The following is a 19,122-nucleotide window of genomic DNA, read 5'->3' on the forward strand; positions in this document are numbered from 1 at the left end:
ACACACCCTTTAGCCTAGTCACCTACAAAATCCTCCCAACCCGACACTTGCTGTCTCAATTCCACCATATCTAGATTATCGCTAGCATACGCTTTTAATAAAAGTATGTAAGGTATATACTCATCATACTTTTGTCGCTCCAGAGGTTCTGAATCACTTAATAAATTCTCGGCGGTTATCCTTTGCTCGCACAAAGAAACGATTTCAGGATAAAGAGATTTCCACTTGCCCTTACCTAACTTAACTGTCAAAAAATAGGGATTAATACCGCCAATTTTCTGAATTTCTAAAGACTCTCGACAAAAGGAGTTTAGTAACCTTTCTAAGGTGCGGTATGCTACAGTACCCATCCAAGGGAAAATACAACACTGACCTTTTTCTATTAAGAAAATGTTTTGTTTATCTAATCCAGCTTCTTGAGCTAAGCTACGAACCTTGCGCAAACGTTCCAAAGCATTTTTTTGCAAAAAACTATACTCTACCTCTTCAAATAAGACTTTCCGCATTCTTTGCAAAATTCTTGTGTGAATAGCGCCGCTACCACCGCGCCAAAAAATACTAGCCTTACCTTGTACTTGCTTGACAAAAACAATTTTTCTTTTAAAGTCAATTTCTAAAATTTCCCAAGTTTTCCCTGCTAAGGCAAATTGACTTCCCACGGGTAACAACTTGACAATACTACCGATGGCGATCGCGCCTTGTTTCACAACATATTCCTGATTATCCGCAAACACAGCATAAAACTGAAATTTGCTTACTACTTTTTCTCCTGTACGACCAAGAATCAATGTATTTTTCTCAGTCTTTTGAATATGATCAATATCAATCAAATAACGCAGCAATAGCTTTAATTCTTCTTTGGTAATAGCAGCAAATACTTCTAAACTTAATACTTGTTTAGCCAGGCTAGCAGGTGTTATTTCCCCGCTTGCTACTAAAACACTCATTGTTTGTTGGTACAATAAACTCAAAGGATATTTAAGAGGTGGTATCGGCTCAATCCAACGCTCCTCTAAATACAGTTGAATAATTGCAATACATTGCAAAAGTTGCCAAGGAATTTGTTCTGGTAGGGTTGCATCTGGGGAAGGTTCATCTTCAGCGCAAATAAAACGCATATCAGCAGCCTCTCCCCGTCTTCCAGTTCTTCCCAGACGTTGTAAAAAACTGGCTACAGACAAAGGCGATTCTAACTGAATGACTCTCTCTAAATGACCGATATCTATACCTAATTCTAAAGTTAAAGTGGCAGCAGTGACAGCAGGATTATTAGGTTCACGCATAGCCTCTTCCGCAGCTTGCCGTAAACTAGCCGATATACTACCATGATGTACATAATAAATATCTGGATCTCCTTGGGAGCTAGCAATTTGGCGCAAGGAAGCAATGACAGATTCTGTTTGAGATTTATTGTTAGCGAAAATTAGACATTTGCGAGCCTTACTTAAATTAAAAATATATCTCTCGTAGGCTGTGATGTCTGAATCTATTTGTCGCTCTGGTTGTAAAGTATAAAAATGTTCTAAAGCTAATTTAATTTGGCGTTTTGCTCCTTCAATTTTTGAAGTAATGACTGGCTTGTCGGTTCCAGAACGTAACCACTCTTCGGCCATTGAATAATCACCAAGAGTCGCCGATAAACCAATTCTACGGGGTTGAGACTGCATTACTTTTGTTAACCGTGCTAATTGGCAAAGAATTTGACAACCCCTTTGGGAACCCATAAAGGCGTGAATTTCATCGATCACAACAAACCGTAAATCAGCAAATAAACGCGACAGTTCGTTATGTTTGTTGATCAACAAGCTTTCTAGAGATTCTGGTGTAATTTGCAGAATCCCTTGGGGATTTTTGAGCAGCTTATTTTTCTGGCTTTGATAAACATCACCATGCCAATGGTAAACAGGTATATTTACCTCTTTTAACAAACCATTGAGACGCTCAAATTGGTCATTAATTAAAGCTTTAATAGGACCAATGTATAATGCTCCTATGGTAGTAGGAGGATTTTCGTGTAATAAAGTCAAAATTGGTAAAAATGCAGCTTCGGTTTTTCCAGAAGCAGTTCCCGCAGCAACCAGCAAGTGCGCATCAGTATTAAAAATAACTTTACAAGCTTCTATTTGAACTGGTCGTAATTCAGTCCAGTTATTGTTGTATATATATTCTTGTATAAAGGGAGCTAGTCTGGAAAACGTGCTTGAAGCATCGTCTTTAGTATAGGTATTGCGCATAATGTCAGAAAGCCATTTAGAAATCGAGCGTCATAGAGCCGCAATTTTTCGCACTGACTTATCTCGACCTGTGCGATTAGCAATAGAATCGGCGATTTTAACTAAAGATACCACGTTTTTTGATTACGGATGCGGACACGGCGGTGATGTAGAGCGAGTAGCAAACTTCGGCTACACCAGCGCAGGTTGGGATCCTTATTATTACCCAGACACCCCGACTTTTGCCGCTGATGTTGTCAATTTGGGCTACGTCCTAAATGTGATTGAGGATCCAGAGGAACGTCAAGACAGCTTAATCAAAGCTTGGAAACTCACTAATAAGGTATTAATTGTTGCTGCACAGGTGCTAATTAACGCTCCTAGCAAGACGCAAATAGCATATGGTGATGGTATTGTGACTCGCCGCAATACCTTTCAGAAATATTACGAACAAGAAGAGCTTAAAGCTTATATTGATAAGGTACTGAATGTAGATGCAGTACCAGTGGCGTTGGGCGTCTATTTTGTGTTTCGCGATGAAGCTGAAAAAGAAGCTTATAAAGCGAAACGGTTTTATTCCAGGACTTTTACACCAAGAGTTCGTATCTCTACCAAGCGGTTTGAGGACTATAAAGAACATCTAGAACCATTAATGGCTTTTTTTACGAACCGTGGGAGACTTCCGGCGAAAGGTGAGTTGGAAAATGAGCATGAACTCCTGAGTGAATTTGGTAGTTTTCGCCGGGCTTTTGCTGTGATATGCCAAGCAACCGATGAAGCAGAATGGGACGCGATCGCCTACCGTCGTTCTCTTGATATTCAAGTTTACCTTGCTCTGTCGCACTTTGACCACCGCCCCTCATTCTCAAAGCTAGCACCAGAAATGCGTTACGATATCAAAGCCTTTTTTGGTAGTTATGAGGAAGCTTGCGAGGTTGCTGACGCAAAGCTTTTCAGCTTAGGTAAGCCAGGCGTTGTTGAGAGTGCTTGTCAAAAAAGCAAGATTGGTAAACAAACCCGTGGCGCTCTTTACGTCCATATTAATGCACTTTCCGAGCTTGATTCGTTGCTAAGAATTTACGAAGGCTGTGCTAGTCGCACAATTGGGCGTGTTGATGGAGCAACACTGGTAAAATTTTCTACTGATAAACCGCTAGTATCTTATTTGTTTTATCCTGACTTCGATACTGATCCCCATCCTGTACTCAAAACAAGTATCAGTATTGATTTAAAATCTTTACACATAACTCATAGAAACTATGAGAATCGAGAGAATCCTCCTGTTTTACACCGCAAAGAAACATTTGTAACTCCTAACTACCCCCTTTATGAACAATTTGCTCGGCTTACCCAACAAGAAGAGGAATTAGGACTTCTTAAGGACAAAAGCCAAATTGGGACTCGCGAAGGTTGGTTAAAATGCCTCAGTGCGCATGGGGTAGAAATTAGAGATCATCAAGTTTATCCCGTTAACCCCATTAACACCTAGGGTGCGTTAGCGATAGCGTAACGCACCGTTTATATTCGTGTCGAAACGATAATGTAATACCATTTCACGAAAATCCTGATACAAATACGTTGTAGGGGCGAACGGCGTTCGCCCTTACAGATATTTAATGTGTATCAACATTTAAGTAAATTGGTATAACGCACCTTCTATACCGTTTTGGTGCGTTACGACGTCTCGTCTAATACTAATTCGCATAAATGTGACTACACATCCAAAACCTTATAAGGGCGAACGCCGTTCGCCCCTACTTTTAACTTCCGCGTAGCGGCGAGCCTGTTGGCAAAAAAGATAATAGCTGATATGACAAGATATTCCCAATCGGCTTTTAAGATTATACACTCTGCAAAAGAGAACCGCTATCACTGAAAACTTGCTCAAGGAGGAACTGTGGAAATATTGAAAATCTTTAGCAGTCGTAAGATGGCGGCTTTGTTATTTATAGGTTTTTCATCTGGGTTGCCATTCTATTTAACCAGTAAAACACCGCTGCAAGCGTGGTTGACTAAAGAAAACGTGAGTCTAGATGCCATTGCCGCATTTAGTTTAGTGGGATTGCCCTACTCGTTAAAATTTGTATGGGCACCAATACTAGATCGATTTATACCTCCATTTTTAGGTCGTCGTCGTGGTTGGCTAGTGATAACACAAGTAGGACTACTGATTGCGATCGCCGCCATGGCTTTCCAAAAGCCATCAGAGGGCTTGAAATTATTGGCTATCGCTGCTACTATCGTCGCTTTTCTTAGCGCGAGTCAAGATATTGTGGCTGACGCCTACCGTACTGATGTATTAGCGATACCAGAAAGGGGTCCAGGTGCATCTGTTTTTCTTTTAGGGTATCGGCTTGCAATTCTGGTAACAGGTTATGTCACCTTGTTCTTAGCAGACAGAATGCCTTGGCAAGGTGTTTACTTGTTGATGTCGCTGTTAATGCTCTTTGGTGTGGTAAGTTCTATCTTGGCACCAGAACCAGTTTTAGACTTGGGGACGCCTCAAACCTTATATGAGGCTGTCACATTGCCGTTTATCGAATTTTTTCGACGTAATGGCTCACTCCAAGCTGTTCTGATTTTGGTGTTTATTGTTATTTACAAGTTGGGGGATTCTTTGCTAAAAAATGTTTCCACCCCATTTTTGTTAGCTAAGGGTTTAAATTTCACCCAAAGCGACATTGCACTTCCGGGTGGATTGGGGATTGTTGCCGTTATCGTTGGCACTTTAGTAGCAGGAGCGGTGATCTCCAAAATAGGTATTAATCGCTCTTTATGGATCTTCGCCATACTTCAAGCTGTAGGTAATCTAGCCTACTTTGCTTTAGCTGTAGTGGGTAAAAATTATCCTTTAATGGTACTCGCCATTAATATCGAAAACTTTTGTGCAGGCTTAGAATCAGCTGCGTTTGTTGCATTTTTAATGAGCCTTTGTAATCAAGGCTATTCAGCAACTCAGTTTGCTTTACTTAGTAGTTTGCAAGGTTTTAGTCGAGATATTCTTGTAGCTCCAGCCGGTGTATGGGCGCAAGCCACAGGATGGCCATTATTTTTCTTGCTAACAGCAATAGCGGCGTTACCAGGATTGCTGCTTCTACCATTTTTTGCCCCTTGGAACCCCCAACCAGTAACAATTCCTAGACCAGGATTAGACGATGAGGAAGATTTATGGGGCAGAAAATAATCATTTTTACGGCAACATTCATTCTTTTGATAACTGGGGTTTTACTTGGTTATGTTCTCTCCCAGCTAGTTCTAGGATTTTTGATCCTTAACTTACTAACTTTTCTTGGAACATTCAGCCTCATTGTCATTTTCGGCACACTCTACTATGTTTTATTTTGGGAGTTTAGGCGAAATCAGTCACAGTCGTTATCATCAGGGAGAACAACGCTCCAACGTGGAGAGGTTTTACCTGATGACCGTCTCAGAAGTAGGCTTATTGCTATTTTAGGAGGCGACACGGCTGCTGCTGAGCGTTTAATTCAGCAGTCAAAGCGGGAAAATCCTGATATGCCAGAAAATTGGCATTGGGAAAAATCAATTGCTGAGTTGGAGCGGGATCAGCGCTAACGATGGGTTAGCATGTTTTCGCAAAAAAAACTGAAACTCGTTAAAATAAATTAGAAAGTTTCACAAATCTTTAGCTATTTCCTCTAGAAAAATAAATGGCTATATTCCGTCAGTACATTGCTCCCTTTTTAATCGTGCTAGTTTTTCTTTTTGCCCTTGTGGCTGTTAGTGCTCGGATATTTTTACCGTCTGATCTGGCTTCTCCTGCACCTGTTGAGGAAGCAGGAGTGCTACTGCCTTTCTTATTCAATGTCCTAAAATAATTAACAGGAGTTGATGATCTACATGAGTGTCTGAACAACTACTAACAGGATACAATATCCGCCCTGGTACACTTTTAGACAGAACACTGCTAGTCAAGTTTATGCAGTGGACTTATCAAGATTTATTTCCACTACAAGATTTTTCTCATCTAGCACAAACCGTCGAGCAGTACTTCTCTCCCTCTACTCCTTTGTGGTGGGTAGAAGAACAACAACAGCAGTCGCTTCCTCGTCCTTTGTCACCAGTCGCTTGTACTTGGGTAGGAAACTCTATAGATCAAGTGCATGGCGATCGCCATGCTCACATCTTTTTACTCTACGTTGTACCAGAGTACCGGCGGCAAGGTATTGGTAAAGCTTTAATGCAATATGTCGAAAATTGGGCAAAAAGCAGGGGCGATCGCCAGATTGGGTTGCAAGTTTTTGTGTCAAACACAAACGCACTAAATCTTTACAATCAACTGGGTTATCAAACCCAGTCACTATGCATGTTCAAATCACTGCGTGGAGATTAAGTATCCCGGTCGGATAAAGGTTAAATTAGATAGGGAATAGGGAATAGGCACTCCTGCAATAGAGAAGGGAGGGAAATCTGGGAGGTTTGAGATTTACAAAGAATCAACCCATTGTTTTTCTCTCCCCTATTCCCTGTTATCTATTCCTGCTGCCTTTTTTAACGAAATAAAATATGTATGACGAAGACGATATAAGCTTACTTGAGAATGAAGAGGAACTAGATAGCCCTCTAGATCACTTAGCACCCATCACCGCCGAGTTAGAGGTGCCTAAGCCAGATCCGGAGGAAATGCTGGCACTTTTAGAAAACCCTGAACCACAGCAGAGGATGTTGGCAGCACGTGCTTTCTGTGACATAGAAGATGCACGGGCAACTCCTCACCTTATTCGTTTGTTGGCTGATACATGTCCTTTAGTACGGGTAAGCGCAGCGTACGGGATTGGCCGCAATCCTAGTGTAGACGCTGTGGAGCCATTAATTAACCAATTAAATCAGGATTGGAATGGTTATGTGCGTAAAGGTGTGGTTTGGGCTTTAGGAAATTGCCGCGATCAACGTTGTTTAGCACCCCTGGCAGACGCTTTAAAAACTGATATTTCTGCTGTGCGATTGTGGGCTGCTAGTGCTTTAGCACAAATGGCACAAGTCAATTACGAAACTGTTGTCAAAGCAATACCACCGTTAATTCAAGCTTTAGTGCAAGATCCTATTTCAGCAGTACGAAGTAATTGTGCTTGGTCAATTGGACAACTATGCCGAGAACTACCTTCTAATGTGGTTTATGCTACCGCCTTGGATGCTTTAATTCAAGCCTTTGCCGAAGACAAAGATTTGGGAGTGCGCGAAGACGCCAAAGCTGCCATTTTAGGAGTCGGAGATCCACGTGGACTTCAATTGATTGAAACGTTAGAACTGGAAGGGTGGTTTTGAGCAAGGAGTCAGGAGTCAGAATACAGGAGTCAGGAGGAGCCAGTGCGCCCTTACGGGTTCCCCGGCTTAAAGCACCTGGCGTTCAGAACACTTTAGGCAAAGAAAATTTTTCATTCTTCTCCATAATTAAATAAAAGTTCTGCTTTAAATCATGATTCTCCGTCGGTTTAAAGTAAAGAATATATTATCTATTCTGACTCCTGACTCCTGACTCCTGTATTCTTCTTGCAACATACTGAACTCTATAAATCCGGTTATTAACTTCATCAGTAACCAAAAGACTACCATCGGGTAGAGTCAGTAAACCTACAGGACGCCCCCAAGTTGTTGGTACACTTGGGTTTAAGAGAAAACCAGTTAGAAAGTTTTCGTAGTAACCTTGCGGGCGTCCATTAGTATTAAAAGGTATAAAAATAACCTTGTAACCTGTGCCGCGATCGCGGTTCCAAGAACCACGAAAGGCAACAAAAGCACCGTTACGGTATTTCTCAGGAAAAGTCTTACCGTTATAAAACTGCAATCCTAGTGCTGCTGAATGTGATTCAAACAGTACATCTGGAGTCTTTGTGCGGGCTACCAAATCAGGACGCTTACTCTTGCCATTTGTCTTATGATTTGGATCGACGTTACTCGGCGCTAAATAAGCGTAGGGCCATCCATAAAATTCACTTGAACGTAAACGTGTAAAATAATCTGGTACTAAATTATCTCCAAGACCATCTCTTTCATTCACAGTAGCGTAAAGTTCCTTGGTGACTGGATGAAAAGCTAAGCCAACTGGGTTACGCAAGCCGTAAGCAAAAGTTTGTCTTTGTGAACCATCTAGGTTCATTGCCTGAACTGAGGCGCGTGGAAGAGGTTCTTCATCATCGTTTGATTGCGAACCAATGGAAACATAAAGTTTTTGACCATCGGGAGAGGCAACTACGTTACGTGTCCAGTGCTGATTGTAACCACCACCAGGTAGATCGGTAATTTTTTCACCAGTACCAGTTAGTTGCTGTTGACCTTTTTTATAAGGAAACCTACGTACTATATCAGTGTTACCCAAAAAAAAGGAATCGCCTACAAAAGTCATCCCAAAAGGAATATTAAGTCCATTCTCTGCACTAGCAAACGTCTTTTTAACATCCGCTACGCCGTCCCCGTTTGTGTCACCTAGCAGGCGAATGCGATTTTCCTTGGTTTCAGTGACTAGTACATCACCACTTGGGGTGAGTGCTAGCCAGCGTGGGGCGTTTAGATTGTCAGCAAAGACATTAACTACAAAGCCAGGAGGTACTTGCAATGTGGGGTTTGCGGGAATTGGAACGACTTGAGGCGGTTTTGAAGAACTTTGAGTTGTAAAGGGTTTTGGTAAATCGTTGAGAGTGATGCGGATAGGTTTGGGTGAAAAAGGTTTAGTTCGGACGATATTTTTCGGTTGTGTGGAATTCTGTGCTATTTTTTGCGGGGAAGAAGGTGCGGAGGCTTCAACAGTCGGAGTCTCTAAAGAAGCGCGAGTCTGGTTACAGGCTACAGTTGTGGAGATTAGTAGAAAAAATAATAAGAAACGCGCAGAGGCTTTCATAATATTTAGATGATGCACGGTTTTTTAAGGGTATATCTGAAGCTGAAAAAGTGTCACTCATCTAAAGTTCGATTTTTGTAGGGTTAATTAGGATTACAGGTTTGGTGCGTTACGGACTTCCCTACTGACTGAGCATAAACAAATTTTCTTCAATTGATTGGCGCACATGAAAGGAAACATCACCTGCACTATTAAGGCAATCAAGGAGTAATTTGTTATCATCCCAGTACTGCTGTAACAATTGCCAGTCGTTTTCATAAAACTGCCAGTTATGACCAATTTGGCGATCGCTTATCATGAAATTTCGCAATTGTTCAGTCCAAGCCTCTCCATGATCTAACCACCAAGCTTTGAGAGATTCTTTTCCTTGGCTTGCTAATGGTAGCTGGTTTTTCAGACGTTGCAATTTTTCTCGTAAAGACGGATAATCTTGTAGGAGATACTCTAAGTCAACGGATAAACTCATAGCAGATAGCCGTTGGAAGAAAATATCAGCGTTCATTACTAGACTGATACTTAGGGCATCGATCAGAGCTAAATCCAGGGCTAAATCGTTATTCAGCTTTCCAGCCAGACGATGATCTAAAGATAGAGCTAGATCTTGGTTACGCGATAGAGAATGCTCTGGAGGAAGAACAAGGGTAAAGTAAAAAGCACGTACACTAGCAGGGTGATAAGGTGCATTGATTCTGGAAAATTTTTCCGATAACCAATTCAAAAAATCCTGTAATTTCTTACTCGATGTTACTAATGTATCAATTTGTTGCTTGATTAACTGCAATAACTCATCAGCAGGGTGTAACATTTCCGCAGTGAGTAAAAAGACTTCTCTCCAACGCTTATCCCTGATATGAGCAACAAACTCTAATAATGTTTGAGAATTTGCATGAGCAACAACTTCCTTGGCGGTGAAATACTCTTGGAACGTTAAATGAGAAAAAGAATAAATTCCACGAGCACGTTCAACCAATAAACCATGCTGCGCCTCAATGGATTTTAGTACATCTCTACTCTTTAGTTCTAAATTATAGACATCAGTCGGTGCGTTGGTAAGTTCTGATAGATATTCAGAAATAATTTGCTGAATTTTATTCTCTGAAAAAAAGCAATCTTCTTCCGTAAACGTAATTGCTGCTAAACGACTTAGTAACTTAATTTTATGTGGCAATGATAAATTCCGATAAATCTCATCTCGCTTAACACCCCTAAGCTCATCCCAACGTACTAACAGCAGATCTAATCCTTGCTGATAAAGTTCAGAACGTAATTTAGGAAAATCCTTTAAAAATTGAAACACTAAACAGGTAAGGTTGAGCAAAATTGGTGTATTGACCAATCCCTGAATTTGTTGATTCTCCGGTAAGTTGAGTTTTTGGATAAATTCCGAACTAAAAGCTTTAGCTTCGTGTATGGGCTTCTTCGCGACAGCCAGAAACCATCTTTCCGCAAAAGCTGCTATTTGTGTTTGGGTAAAATCAGCAATCTCAACTTCAGTAAATCCCTTGAACTTATACGTTTGAGCCGCTATGCGACAAGTAATAACTATGTGATTTTTGTAAAACTTATCCGTGAAATGACGAATTTCTTTGATAACTTTATCATTATCTTTTTCAGTAACTTCATCTAAACCGTCTAATAAAATTAGACATCTACCCTGCAATAATATAGTGGTAATATCTTGTTCAGAAATACCAAAATTAACAAATTCTTCACTGATATAGTTAAATAAGCTGCTTTGATTTTGACCTACTTCGCCAGCATCCTCAGCAAAGTCTTTTAAAGTGATAAAAATGGGTAGGTGATCCGGCTTGAACTCTTTTTGATTACAGCGCAGGGCTATTGATTGCAAGAAGGTAGTTTTACCAGAACCAGGTTTTCCTAGAACCATTAACTTGGTGTATTTAGAGACTACTTCTATTCCTGTAAAGCTTTCTTGGGATGATCGACAAACACAATTATCAGCTTCGCCCACTCCACATGTTTTAAAATCCGAAATTTCTAGCCATCTTTGGCTGGTGATTTCCTCGAGAATATTAACCTCAACATAAAGTTCATCTAACTGCAAAGGGCGAGCAATATCTACGACGTGCAAAGTGCTGCACTGCTGTCGAATTTTCTCGAAGTGGGCGGCTCGTGCTTTTGAGACTAAAGTATCAATATCTACAACATCTTGCTGTGCTATGACTAAGCGGGCTTCTTCCTCAGCTTCAGGCTTTTGAACAATATTTTCTGGATCTAAATCTAAAGCATAACAAATATCATAGAAAACCTGGCGGTCAACCGGCTTTCCACTGAAAAATTTCCAAATCGGCTGACGAGTTTCTAGACCAACTTCAGCAGCTAAATATTCTTGTGTCCAACCTTTATATTTAAAAGCATGTTTAGCTCTTCTAATACCGTCGATAGAGGCTTGAAGCGAGCGCTTTGCCATATTTTTTATAAAAAACTTTACAGAATTTAACTCTACGGAATTTATGTATTCGTATACATCCTCTACAGATTATAACCAAACTTAAACAAACAGCCAAATATTAATTCAAACATTAGTTGTTCATACTAGTATTGGTGGTTAGCAAAATCAATCTACTCAAGTAATTTAGATCATTACCTAATCCAACAATCTACGGAAATCAAGGACAGGAATTTTTAGTTTTTCTAATTTAGGGTGTCTGCGCCTAACTTCATTCTTTTACTACGGAGTCTATCGCAATTTATAACTAATGAGAAGCTTACAGCACAATGACACTGTTTTTGCCGAATTTTTAGCGAAAATAGACCCAGAAATAGCTGATACCTTTACTGACGAACAATTAGATGCGATCAAAGAAGCCTTTGGATCTCGTAGTTGGAATCGTCACCCTATAGACGTGCGTGTTTCAGTTCCGATACCAGGGATACCATTTTATCTTGTGCTATTGGCTGGCTCTGAACGTCGCTCAAAGCAGCGCTTGCGATCCGAAAAAGGCTTATATCCTCTGTGGACTCCTAGCAATATTATTTTTATGATAGGATTCATCATCGTCCTATCAGTGTCCGGGTTAACAACGTTGTCCTTTGTATTTTCCTCATTGTCTTACACATACAATTCCTCCCCACATCCTGCATCAATTCCTTGGCTTGAAAATAAATCTGATTGTCAACACACTGGTAGGATCTGGGAGCATGGAAAGTGTTGGGATTATGAACACAATCCTATGTTCTAGAACGTACTTGCATTTATATGAAAAGCAAAAGCTCGCAAAATCACTTAAATAAAAATGCTGCAAGCAATGATCGTTTCGTGCAGCACTTTTTTGCCCGTATCCCTGATCAAACAGCAGCAACCTTTAACAAGGCTCAATTAACTGCCCTGAAAGAAGTATTTGGAGACAGACTTGCTAAACGTCATGCTGTAGATATTAGACTTTCTATTCCGTTTTTTAGGAAAGGATATTATTTCGTTTTACTTCTAGGTAAAGAAAGACGATCAAAAGAACGTCGTTCATCTCAAAATTATCGAATTTCAAATATTACTTTCTTCGCAATATTTAGTATCTTACTAATAGCTTTTTTAATAGGCTCATTTCATCTAACTACAGATTCATTAAGAATTGATACAACTCCTAACAAAGAATTGAGGAAAAATAGCGAAACATTTTGATTTAAAATCTGATTATACGTACAGAGCTGAGATAGAATTAATTACACACCCTATTCTCCTTGCCCCTTGGCTATTGATGCCAGATGACGGCAGTTGTATCCTGCGGGAAGCCGCCCAATCAGCTGCCTCACAACCGTACTTGCTCCCCATTACTCATTATGAGTTATCACACGGAAGCACTACTTGTACAAGTGTTTTTTCGTTTGGCTGGCTATTAATTTTAAGTTCACCCCCATGTAATTCAACCAAACGTTTGGCGATGATTAAACCTAAGCCTGAACCTTGTTGTTCGTAGAGCTTACGCTCAAATTGCCGATAAGCTCCTAATTCGGAAATTTGAGCAGATGTCATACCTCTTCCATGATCCAGAAAAGATAGTATGAGTTTATTGTTAATGGAAGCAGTATTGACCTGAATAATTGTTCCTAATGATGAAAATTTTAAGGCATTATCGATTAATTCTTCAATAATTTTATAAAGTTTTGTTTCATTAATTTTTAGGCTACAATTGGTTGATAGATTGACTTGTAAATCTCCTGTCCGTCCAACTTGCTTTGCTTTTTCAATTATCAGGTTGGTCAAAGCTACTGTAGGAAAGACTGTCCGATAACTTTGCATTAAATTAATGCGTTCAGGAGCACTTGATATGATTTCGAGTTCTGCATAGAGTAAAAAGTTTTGAATTAACCTTAATAAGCGTGTAGCAGATTTATGAATACCTTCTGCCATTTCACGAATTTCGTGAGAATTGAGAATATCAACATCTTTGATCAAAAGTTCTGAGAAACCTAAAATGCCATTTAGAGGTGTTCTCATCTCATGAGGAAGGGACAAGGTAATACTACTGCGTAAGTCATCTAGCTTTTGCTGAGATTGCTGATTAAAAACCGCTTGTTTTTCTAATCGAGAGGTAATAGCCGTTAATAATTCTGCTCTCGTAAAAGGCTTTGTTAGATAATCGTCTGCACCTAATTCCATCCCTTGACGAAAATCAGTTTTATCAGATTTAGCAGTCAAAAAAATAAAAGGAATAGTCGCTGTCGTGGGTTCTTGACGTAATATCTTTAGAACATTGTGCCCATCTAATTCCGGCATCATCACGTCACAAATAATGAGATCAGGAATTGTTTGTTGGGCTAACTGTAAACCAATTTGACCATTTTCTGCGGAAATGACTTTGAAATCCTCAAGTGCAAGCAAGTCCAACAGATTTTGCCGTATACTGGTCTCATCCTCAATAACTAAAATTTGATACATATGGAGTAAAATATAATTGCATTGAGATTTTTTTGCTTTGGCGTCAACATTATCTATCTACTTATTAAATTTCAGCGATCTTCTGAGTAGTAGATTTTTTTTCATCAGTTTAAATGTTTGTCAGAAAATAGCAAATTTTCAAACTCCGCTGTTGGTAGTGGACGGCTGAAGAGATAACCTTGCATTGCATCGCAGTTGTGTTCTCTTAGAAAAGATAGTTCTGTCTCTGTTTCCACACCTTCAGCGACTACCTGAAGATTGAGATTATGCGCCATTTGAATTAAAGCTGTGGTGATCGCTGCTTTTTGTGTATCATTTCCAACGTTGTGAATAAAGTAACGATCAATTTTTAAAATATTAATTGGTAGCCTTTTTAAATAAATTAAAGAAGTGTATCCAGTGCCAAAATCATCAATTGCTATTTTAACTCCTATAGATTGTAACTCGTTCATTGTTGCGATCGCGCTGTTCACATCTTTCATAATCATACTTTCCGTAAGTTCTAACTCTAAACATTGTGCTTCTAAATTGTTTGCTTCTAGAAATTTAACTATTTTTGGAATAAAGTTTTTTGGTGTTAATTGATGTACTGATAAATTTACTGCAACACGCAAACCTGGAAATCCTGCATTATGCCAGATTTTAGTTTGTTTACAAACATTTTGTAATATCCAATCACCAATAGGAACTATTAACCCTGTAGACTCTGCTAAAGGAATCAATTCTGTGGGCTCAACCATCCCTAATTCAGGACTTTGCCAACGAACTAAACTTTCGGCAGAAATAATTTTTCCCGACACAAGATCAATTTGGGGTTGATAGTAAACCTGAAATTGGCGAACTTCTCTGTTTTCTAAAGTGCGGCGTAAACAGACTTCTATCATCTGCATTTCTGTAGATAATTTATTACTTTTAGGATTGCTACCCAAAAGCTTTCGCAAAGTCGCTTGCTTTGATAAACGGCTAGTAATTGCACTTAATAATTCCACCCGAGTAAATGGCTTTGTGAGGTAATCGTCTGCACCTAGATCCATCCCTTGACGAAAGTCTGCCCTAGCAGATCTAGCAGTGAGAAAAATAAATGGGATAGTTGCTGTAAAAGGTTCTTCACGCAATTTTGTTAGCACACCATACCCGTCGATCTCTGGTAACATTAAGTCACATAAAACTAAGTCAGGAGACTCAGAAAGAGCCAACTGTAACCCAATTCGACCATTAGCAGCAGCAAGAGTTTCAAAACCCTCTGCTTCCAGGAGATCTAAAATATTTTCTCTTACCGATTCTTCATCTTCAATTACTAAAATGTGTGCCATTGTTGTTTATTATTGGTTGTTGTTTGTTGTTAATAAGTGTGTTCAAACCAAGTAGGTGAACTGTGTATTGAGAGTACAGCACCTCCCTAATGATCTCGTCCTTGCGAAGACGAGCATAAGCCTGTATAGCCACCCCTAATCGTTTTAGGAGACGAAATCACCGCAAAGCAGTGGATAACCGAGCCACTCTTACCAACTAATTATCAACTATCTATAATCACCTCCGTCCTTAGTTGGTATATAACACCAAGCATTTACTCAAGAGTTAATGGTAAAGTGACAAAAAATGTTGTTCCTACTCCTACTTGACTGTTCACTGTAATTTTACCCCTATAGATATCTACACACTTTTTAACAATTGCCAATCCCAACCCCGTACCTTGAATATTTCCAACATTCGTGGCACGATAAAAGGATTCAAACAGACGGGGTATATCCTCTGGAGGAATACCAATTCCCTGGTCTTGAATCTCAAATATTGCCTGTCCTTGTTGACAGGTGAGATTAAATTTAATGCTGCTACCATTTTCAGAGTATTTAATCGCATTCGAAAGTAAATTACTAAGAATATGTCCTAGCAATTTTTCATCCATATAGCATCGCACAGATTGGTGCGGAGTGCTAAAAGCAATTGTATGTTGATTTTTGACATTGAGTTGTAATTCTTCCACCAGAGTCAGACAGTATTCAACCAAATCTAAGGGTACTAGTCTACAATCTAGTTTTCCCACCTCCGCCTTGGCAATAACTAACACGTCATCTAACATCTCAGTCATTCGCTTAACAGCGGTTTGAATGCGGTGCAAGTGAGTGATTTGTTTTTCTTCTGACCATTTATGACGGTAATGTTCTAGTAATTCTGAGGAGGAGATAATAGTGCTTAATGGGGTACGAAATTCGTGGGAAGTCATTGAAATAAAACGAGATTTTAGCTCGTTGAGTTCTTTTTCTTTCTCCAACGCATCTCTTAGTTCCACCTCAAGTTGCTTGCGTTGTGTGATATCTGTCAAGTAACCAACAATTTCTGCTGGATTCCCAGCATCATCACAAACAAGCTTTGCTTGATCGTATAACCAGCAATAAGTACCATTTTTGTGTAAAAAACGGTACTCAACACTGTATTTCCCTTGCTCGAATAAATCTAGTCGATCATCAAAAACCTGTATTCTATCTTCTGGATGAATGTGATTGTACCAAAAGTTAGGATCGGCCAGAAATTCTTCTGCTTCATAGCCCATCACGGTAACAAGGTTTTTGCTGATAAAAGTCGAGCTATACGTCACAGAAGGTTTACAAGTATAAATCACACCAGGGCTGGAAGAGAGTAAATACTGTAGCCGCTCTTGCGAGAGTAGTACTGCCGTTTCTGCTAACTTTCGCTCGGTAATGTCCGTTTGAATGCCAATATAGTGGGTAAATTTGCCATTACTGTCATAAACAGGAGAAATGCTTAATTCATTCCAAAACAAAGAGCCGTCTTTACGGTAATTTCTTAAAACAACGGTGCAACCTTTGGCTTGTTGAATAGCCGAGGCAAGTTTTTTTAGTTCTGGTTGATTGCTATCAGAACCATGAAGAAAACGGCAGTTTTTCCCGATGACTTCTGCTACGCTGTAACCAGTAATGCGTTCAAAAGCAGGATTTGCATAAATCATTGGGCAGTCTGGTAAGGTGACATCGCAAATCACAATACCATTGTTACTAGCAGCGATCGCGCGATCGCGCAATTGCAAAGCTTCTTCTGCTCGCTTCCGGTTAGTAATATCTTCAAAACTACCTAAAATACCTATTACATACCCCTCTGCATCATGCAGTGGGACTTTATTCGTCTCCAGCCAAGCTTTTGTGCCGTCCTTTTGCAAATGCTCTGTTACGATGTGGTATGATGGCTCGTCGCTCTGTATGACCGTAGCATCCGATTTATGGTAGATCTCAGCTTCTATTTTGTCTAAGAGTAAATCGTAGTCAGTCTTACCCACAATATCTTCTGGATTTTCAAAACCAGCTTTTCTAGCAAAGTTACGATTACAACCTAAATAAACAGAATCTGTGTCTTTCCAGAAAATACATTGGGGAATATTATCCATAATGAGCTGCAACATTTCCTGAGATTGCCGCAACTGCTCTTCTGCAAGGAGACGATCTGCCATCTCTAAGATTAACTGGCGATTCGCCTTCTTAACGGCAATTGTCCGCTCCTCGACTCGCATTTCTAACTCTTGTTTCGCTTTCTCAAGAGCTGCTCGTGCTGACTTAAGTTCAGTGATATCGCGTCCTTCGGCAATAATCAGTATGACTTTGCCAGTTTCTCCTTTCATCGGCTTCAAAGAAAAGTCGATAGTCGCTACAGTATTAGCAGCCCCCAAAATATCAACTTCATAACGAACAAATTCTCCTCTAGCAGCGATCGCTATTGCTTTTTTCAATTGGTTCTCTGTTTTCTGAGAAATCGTCCGCGCTGGGATTTCCCATAATAAACGCCCTACTACATCTTTTTGCTGTAATCCAACAAAATTGAGTGCTGTTTTGTTAAATTGTAAGATATTCCCTTCTGGTGTTAGTACCGCAGTTAACTGGAAGGTGCCATCGAAGATATCACGGAATAGTCTTTCGCTTTCTATAACAGATGTTTGTATTTGCTGATGTTCAGTGAAATCTTTCTTTCTAGAAAAAGCAGCGGTTCCTCGTTGGTAGTTCTGTTCAGGAATTAACCAATTATGTGTTGTACCATCGATGATACTCGGAACTGCTAAAGATTGAGTCACCAGAAATTCGTTCATCAAGTCTGGAAAATCTGTACTTTTCTGAGTACCACTAGTAAAACCGTCATTTGTCAAATCTGTGGCTTCTGCTAAATAACGGTCAATACCTTGACAATGCTCATCTACACTTTCATTTACCCTAGAAACAAGTCCGCATACAACATTCAAAAGTTGTTTTTTTGCCTCTAGTAGCTTATGTTCTACCTGTTCATAATTGATAATATTTTCATTTTCGAGAAAATTGTAGGAATCCAGTGCTTGACAAACGCTTTCACATGAAATACAACCAATTAGTTGCTCCTGCTCATTCACCACTGATATTAAAGGCAAGTGATGCTGACGTAATATTGATAGGACAGACGTAATGTCTTGAATATCAGATTGCTTCACAGTAGTCACTGAAGTAGTCATCACTTCACAAATACTGGTTGTTTTGAAGTCAACTTTTGCGGGAAACAGTCGAACGGCATCGTTATTCGTGAAACACCCTAAAATCAGTGAATTCTCAACGACTAATACGCTATTCGCTTGTGGTTGAGACTTACCGAGTAGCTCAATCACATCTAATAAAGGTGTGTCTGGTGGAACAGTTATTGGTGAAAAGTCAATTGCAGAATTCAATGATGGTAATAACAGCAATTCAGCTAGGGGTTGCATACATAATTATATCAAGCAAATATACAATCATTGTCTAATATTTTTGCTTCATATAGAATCCATAATTCTGCGTATATATCTTGAAAAATATTTACAAGCCACGAAATAAAATGCGTAAATGGGCATTGGGCATGGGGCATTGGGCATGGGGCATTGGGGGAGGAGGGCTAGAATGTTTGGTATACAACACAGAACTGCTATGTAAGTGGTTATGCAAAATTATTTATATATTTCTTGAAACTGGAATCATGGTTTCACAAGTATTTCAAGCAATGTGAATATAAAATTAATTTTGCGCGAGTACTTACCCCATGCCCCATGCCCCATGCCCATTGCCCATTACCCTCTAACGAAACTGTCGTTCACCATAGTTTAAAAGCCTTTCTATAGTTGTAAGCCTGTTCTCCCAAGCTCTGACTTGATATGG

Annotated in this window: 14 protein-coding genes; 8 read left to right on the forward strand and 6 right to left on the reverse strand. The window is 39.7% G+C overall.

Annotation, left to right across the window (positions count from 1 at the left end; all coding sequences use genetic code 11):
• Positions 1-14: 14 nt before the first annotated feature.
• On the reverse strand, positions 15-2,234 hold the full coding sequence (locus G4P69_RS05035; protein ID WP_208339340.1) for a DEAD/DEAH box helicase: 2,220 nt from the start codon (positions 2,232-2,234) through the stop codon (positions 15-17).
• A gap of 1 nt (position 2,235) precedes the next feature.
• Between G4P69_RS05035 and G4P69_RS05040 the strand changes: the two genes are divergently transcribed.
• The 6 genes from G4P69_RS05040 (at position 2,236) to G4P69_RS05065 (ending at position 7,496) form a co-directional block, all read left to right on the forward strand.
• Positions 2,236-3,702, forward strand: coding sequence for a DNA phosphorothioation-associated putative methyltransferase (locus G4P69_RS05040; RefSeq protein WP_208339339.1), 1,467 nt, complete (start codon positions 2,236-2,238; stop codon positions 3,700-3,702).
• A gap of 441 nt (positions 3,703-4,143) precedes the next feature.
• Positions 4,144-5,397, forward strand: coding sequence for an AmpG family muropeptide MFS transporter (locus G4P69_RS05045; RefSeq protein ID WP_208339380.1), 1,254 nt, complete (start codon positions 4,144-4,146; stop codon positions 5,395-5,397).
• Positions 5,382-5,786: an ABC transporter permease gene (locus G4P69_RS05050; RefSeq protein ID WP_208339338.1), complete on the forward strand. Its 405-nt coding sequence runs from the start codon at positions 5,382-5,384 to the stop codon at positions 5,784-5,786. The genes G4P69_RS05045 and G4P69_RS05050 overlap by 16 nt, the downstream gene beginning before the upstream one ends.
• 95 nt (positions 5,787-5,881) lie before the next feature.
• Positions 5,882-6,049 (forward strand): hypothetical protein, encoded by a 168-nt coding sequence (locus G4P69_RS05055; RefSeq protein ID WP_208339337.1) that lies wholly within the window; start codon positions 5,882-5,884, stop codon positions 6,047-6,049.
• Between the two features lie 26 nt (positions 6,050-6,075).
• Positions 6,076-6,564 (forward strand): GNAT family N-acetyltransferase, encoded by a 489-nt coding sequence (locus G4P69_RS05060; protein WP_310834331.1) that lies wholly within the window; start codon positions 6,076-6,078, stop codon positions 6,562-6,564.
• 173 nt (positions 6,565-6,737) lie between these two features.
• A complete protein-coding gene (locus tag G4P69_RS05065; protein WP_208339336.1) occupies positions 6,738-7,496 on the forward strand; it encodes a HEAT repeat domain-containing protein in 759 nt (252 codons plus the stop codon).
• A gap of 184 nt (positions 7,497-7,680) precedes the next feature.
• On the opposite strand, the gene G4P69_RS05070 is transcribed toward G4P69_RS05065, so the two are convergent.
• Both G4P69_RS05070 and G4P69_RS05075 read right to left on the reverse strand, forming a co-directional pair.
• Complete coding sequence (locus G4P69_RS05070) at positions 7,681-9,066, reverse strand: PQQ-dependent sugar dehydrogenase (RefSeq protein WP_208339335.1); 1,386 nt, start codon at positions 9,064-9,066, stop codon at positions 7,681-7,683.
• 121 nt (positions 9,067-9,187) lie between these two features.
• Positions 9,188-11,497, reverse strand: coding sequence for an NACHT domain-containing protein (locus G4P69_RS05075; protein WP_208339334.1), 2,310 nt, complete (start codon positions 11,495-11,497; stop codon positions 9,188-9,190).
• Between the two features lie 289 nt (positions 11,498-11,786).
• Here G4P69_RS05075 and G4P69_RS05080 point away from each other — a divergent pair, with 289 nt between their 5' ends.
• The gene (locus G4P69_RS05080; protein ID WP_208339333.1) at positions 11,787-12,269 is read left to right on the forward strand and encodes a hypothetical protein; all 483 of its coding nucleotides are present in this window, start codon (positions 11,787-11,789) and stop codon (positions 12,267-12,269) included.
• 17 nt (positions 12,270-12,286) lie between these two features.
• On the forward strand, positions 12,287-12,706 hold the full coding sequence (locus G4P69_RS05085; RefSeq protein ID WP_208339332.1) for a hypothetical protein: 420 nt from the start codon (positions 12,287-12,289) through the stop codon (positions 12,704-12,706).
• Positions 12,707-12,862: 156 nt separating this feature from the next.
• Here G4P69_RS05085 and G4P69_RS05090 read toward each other — a convergent pair whose 3' ends face one another.
• The 3 genes from G4P69_RS05090 to G4P69_RS05100 form a co-directional block, all read right to left on the reverse strand.
• Positions 12,863-13,963: a hybrid sensor histidine kinase/response regulator gene (locus tag G4P69_RS05090; protein ID WP_208339331.1), complete on the reverse strand. Its 1,101-nt coding sequence runs from the start codon at positions 13,961-13,963 to the stop codon at positions 12,863-12,865.
• Positions 13,964-14,067: 104 nt separating this feature from the next.
• On the reverse strand, positions 14,068-15,276 hold the full coding sequence (locus tag G4P69_RS05095; RefSeq protein ID WP_208339330.1) for an EAL domain-containing response regulator: 1,209 nt from the start codon (positions 15,274-15,276) through the stop codon (positions 14,068-14,070).
• A gap of 254 nt (positions 15,277-15,530) precedes the next feature.
• On the reverse strand, positions 15,531-18,695 hold the full coding sequence (locus tag G4P69_RS05100; RefSeq protein WP_208339329.1) for a PAS domain S-box protein: 3,165 nt from the start codon (positions 18,693-18,695) through the stop codon (positions 15,531-15,533).
• Between the last annotated feature and the right edge of the window lie 427 nt (positions 18,696-19,122).

The organism is Aetokthonos hydrillicola CCALA 1050 (genome assembly GCF_017591665.1).
Lineage (GTDB): Bacteria > Cyanobacteriota > Cyanobacteriia > Cyanobacteriales > Nostocaceae > Aetokthonos > Aetokthonos hydrillicola.

Coding starts and splice junctions, on each gene's coding strand:
- G4P69_RS05035 (WP_208339340.1), bottom strand. CDS start 2,234: ATGCGCAATACCTATACTAAAGACGATGCTTCAAGCACGTTTTCCAGA.
- G4P69_RS05040 (WP_208339339.1), top strand. CDS start 2,236: ATGTCAGAAAGCCATTTAGAAATCGAGCGTCATAGAGCCGCAATTTTT.
- G4P69_RS05045 (WP_208339380.1), top strand. CDS start 4,144: ATGGCGGCTTTGTTATTTATAGGTTTTTCATCTGGGTTGCCATTCTAT.
- G4P69_RS05050 (WP_208339338.1), top strand. CDS start 5,382: ATGGGGCAGAAAATAATCATTTTTACGGCAACATTCATTCTTTTGATA.
- G4P69_RS05055 (WP_208339337.1), top strand. CDS start 5,882: ATGGCTATATTCCGTCAGTACATTGCTCCCTTTTTAATCGTGCTAGTT.
- G4P69_RS05065 (WP_208339336.1), top strand. CDS start 6,738: ATGTATGACGAAGACGATATAAGCTTACTTGAGAATGAAGAGGAACTA.
- G4P69_RS05070 (WP_208339335.1), bottom strand. CDS start 9,066: ATGAAAGCCTCTGCGCGTTTCTTATTATTTTTTCTACTAATCTCCACA.
- G4P69_RS05075 (WP_208339334.1), bottom strand. CDS start 11,497: ATGGCAAAGCGCTCGCTTCAAGCCTCTATCGACGGTATTAGAAGAGCT.
- G4P69_RS05080 (WP_208339333.1), top strand. CDS start 11,787: ATGAGAAGCTTACAGCACAATGACACTGTTTTTGCCGAATTTTTAGCG.
- G4P69_RS05085 (WP_208339332.1), top strand. CDS start 12,287: ATGAAAAGCAAAAGCTCGCAAAATCACTTAAATAAAAATGCTGCAAGC.
- G4P69_RS05090 (WP_208339331.1), bottom strand. CDS start 13,963: ATGTATCAAATTTTAGTTATTGAGGATGAGACCAGTATACGGCAAAAT.
- G4P69_RS05095 (WP_208339330.1), bottom strand. CDS start 15,276: ATGGCACACATTTTAGTAATTGAAGATGAAGAATCGGTAAGAGAAAAT.
- G4P69_RS05100 (WP_208339329.1), bottom strand. CDS start 18,695: ATGCAACCCCTAGCTGAATTGCTGTTATTACCATCATTGAATTCTGCA.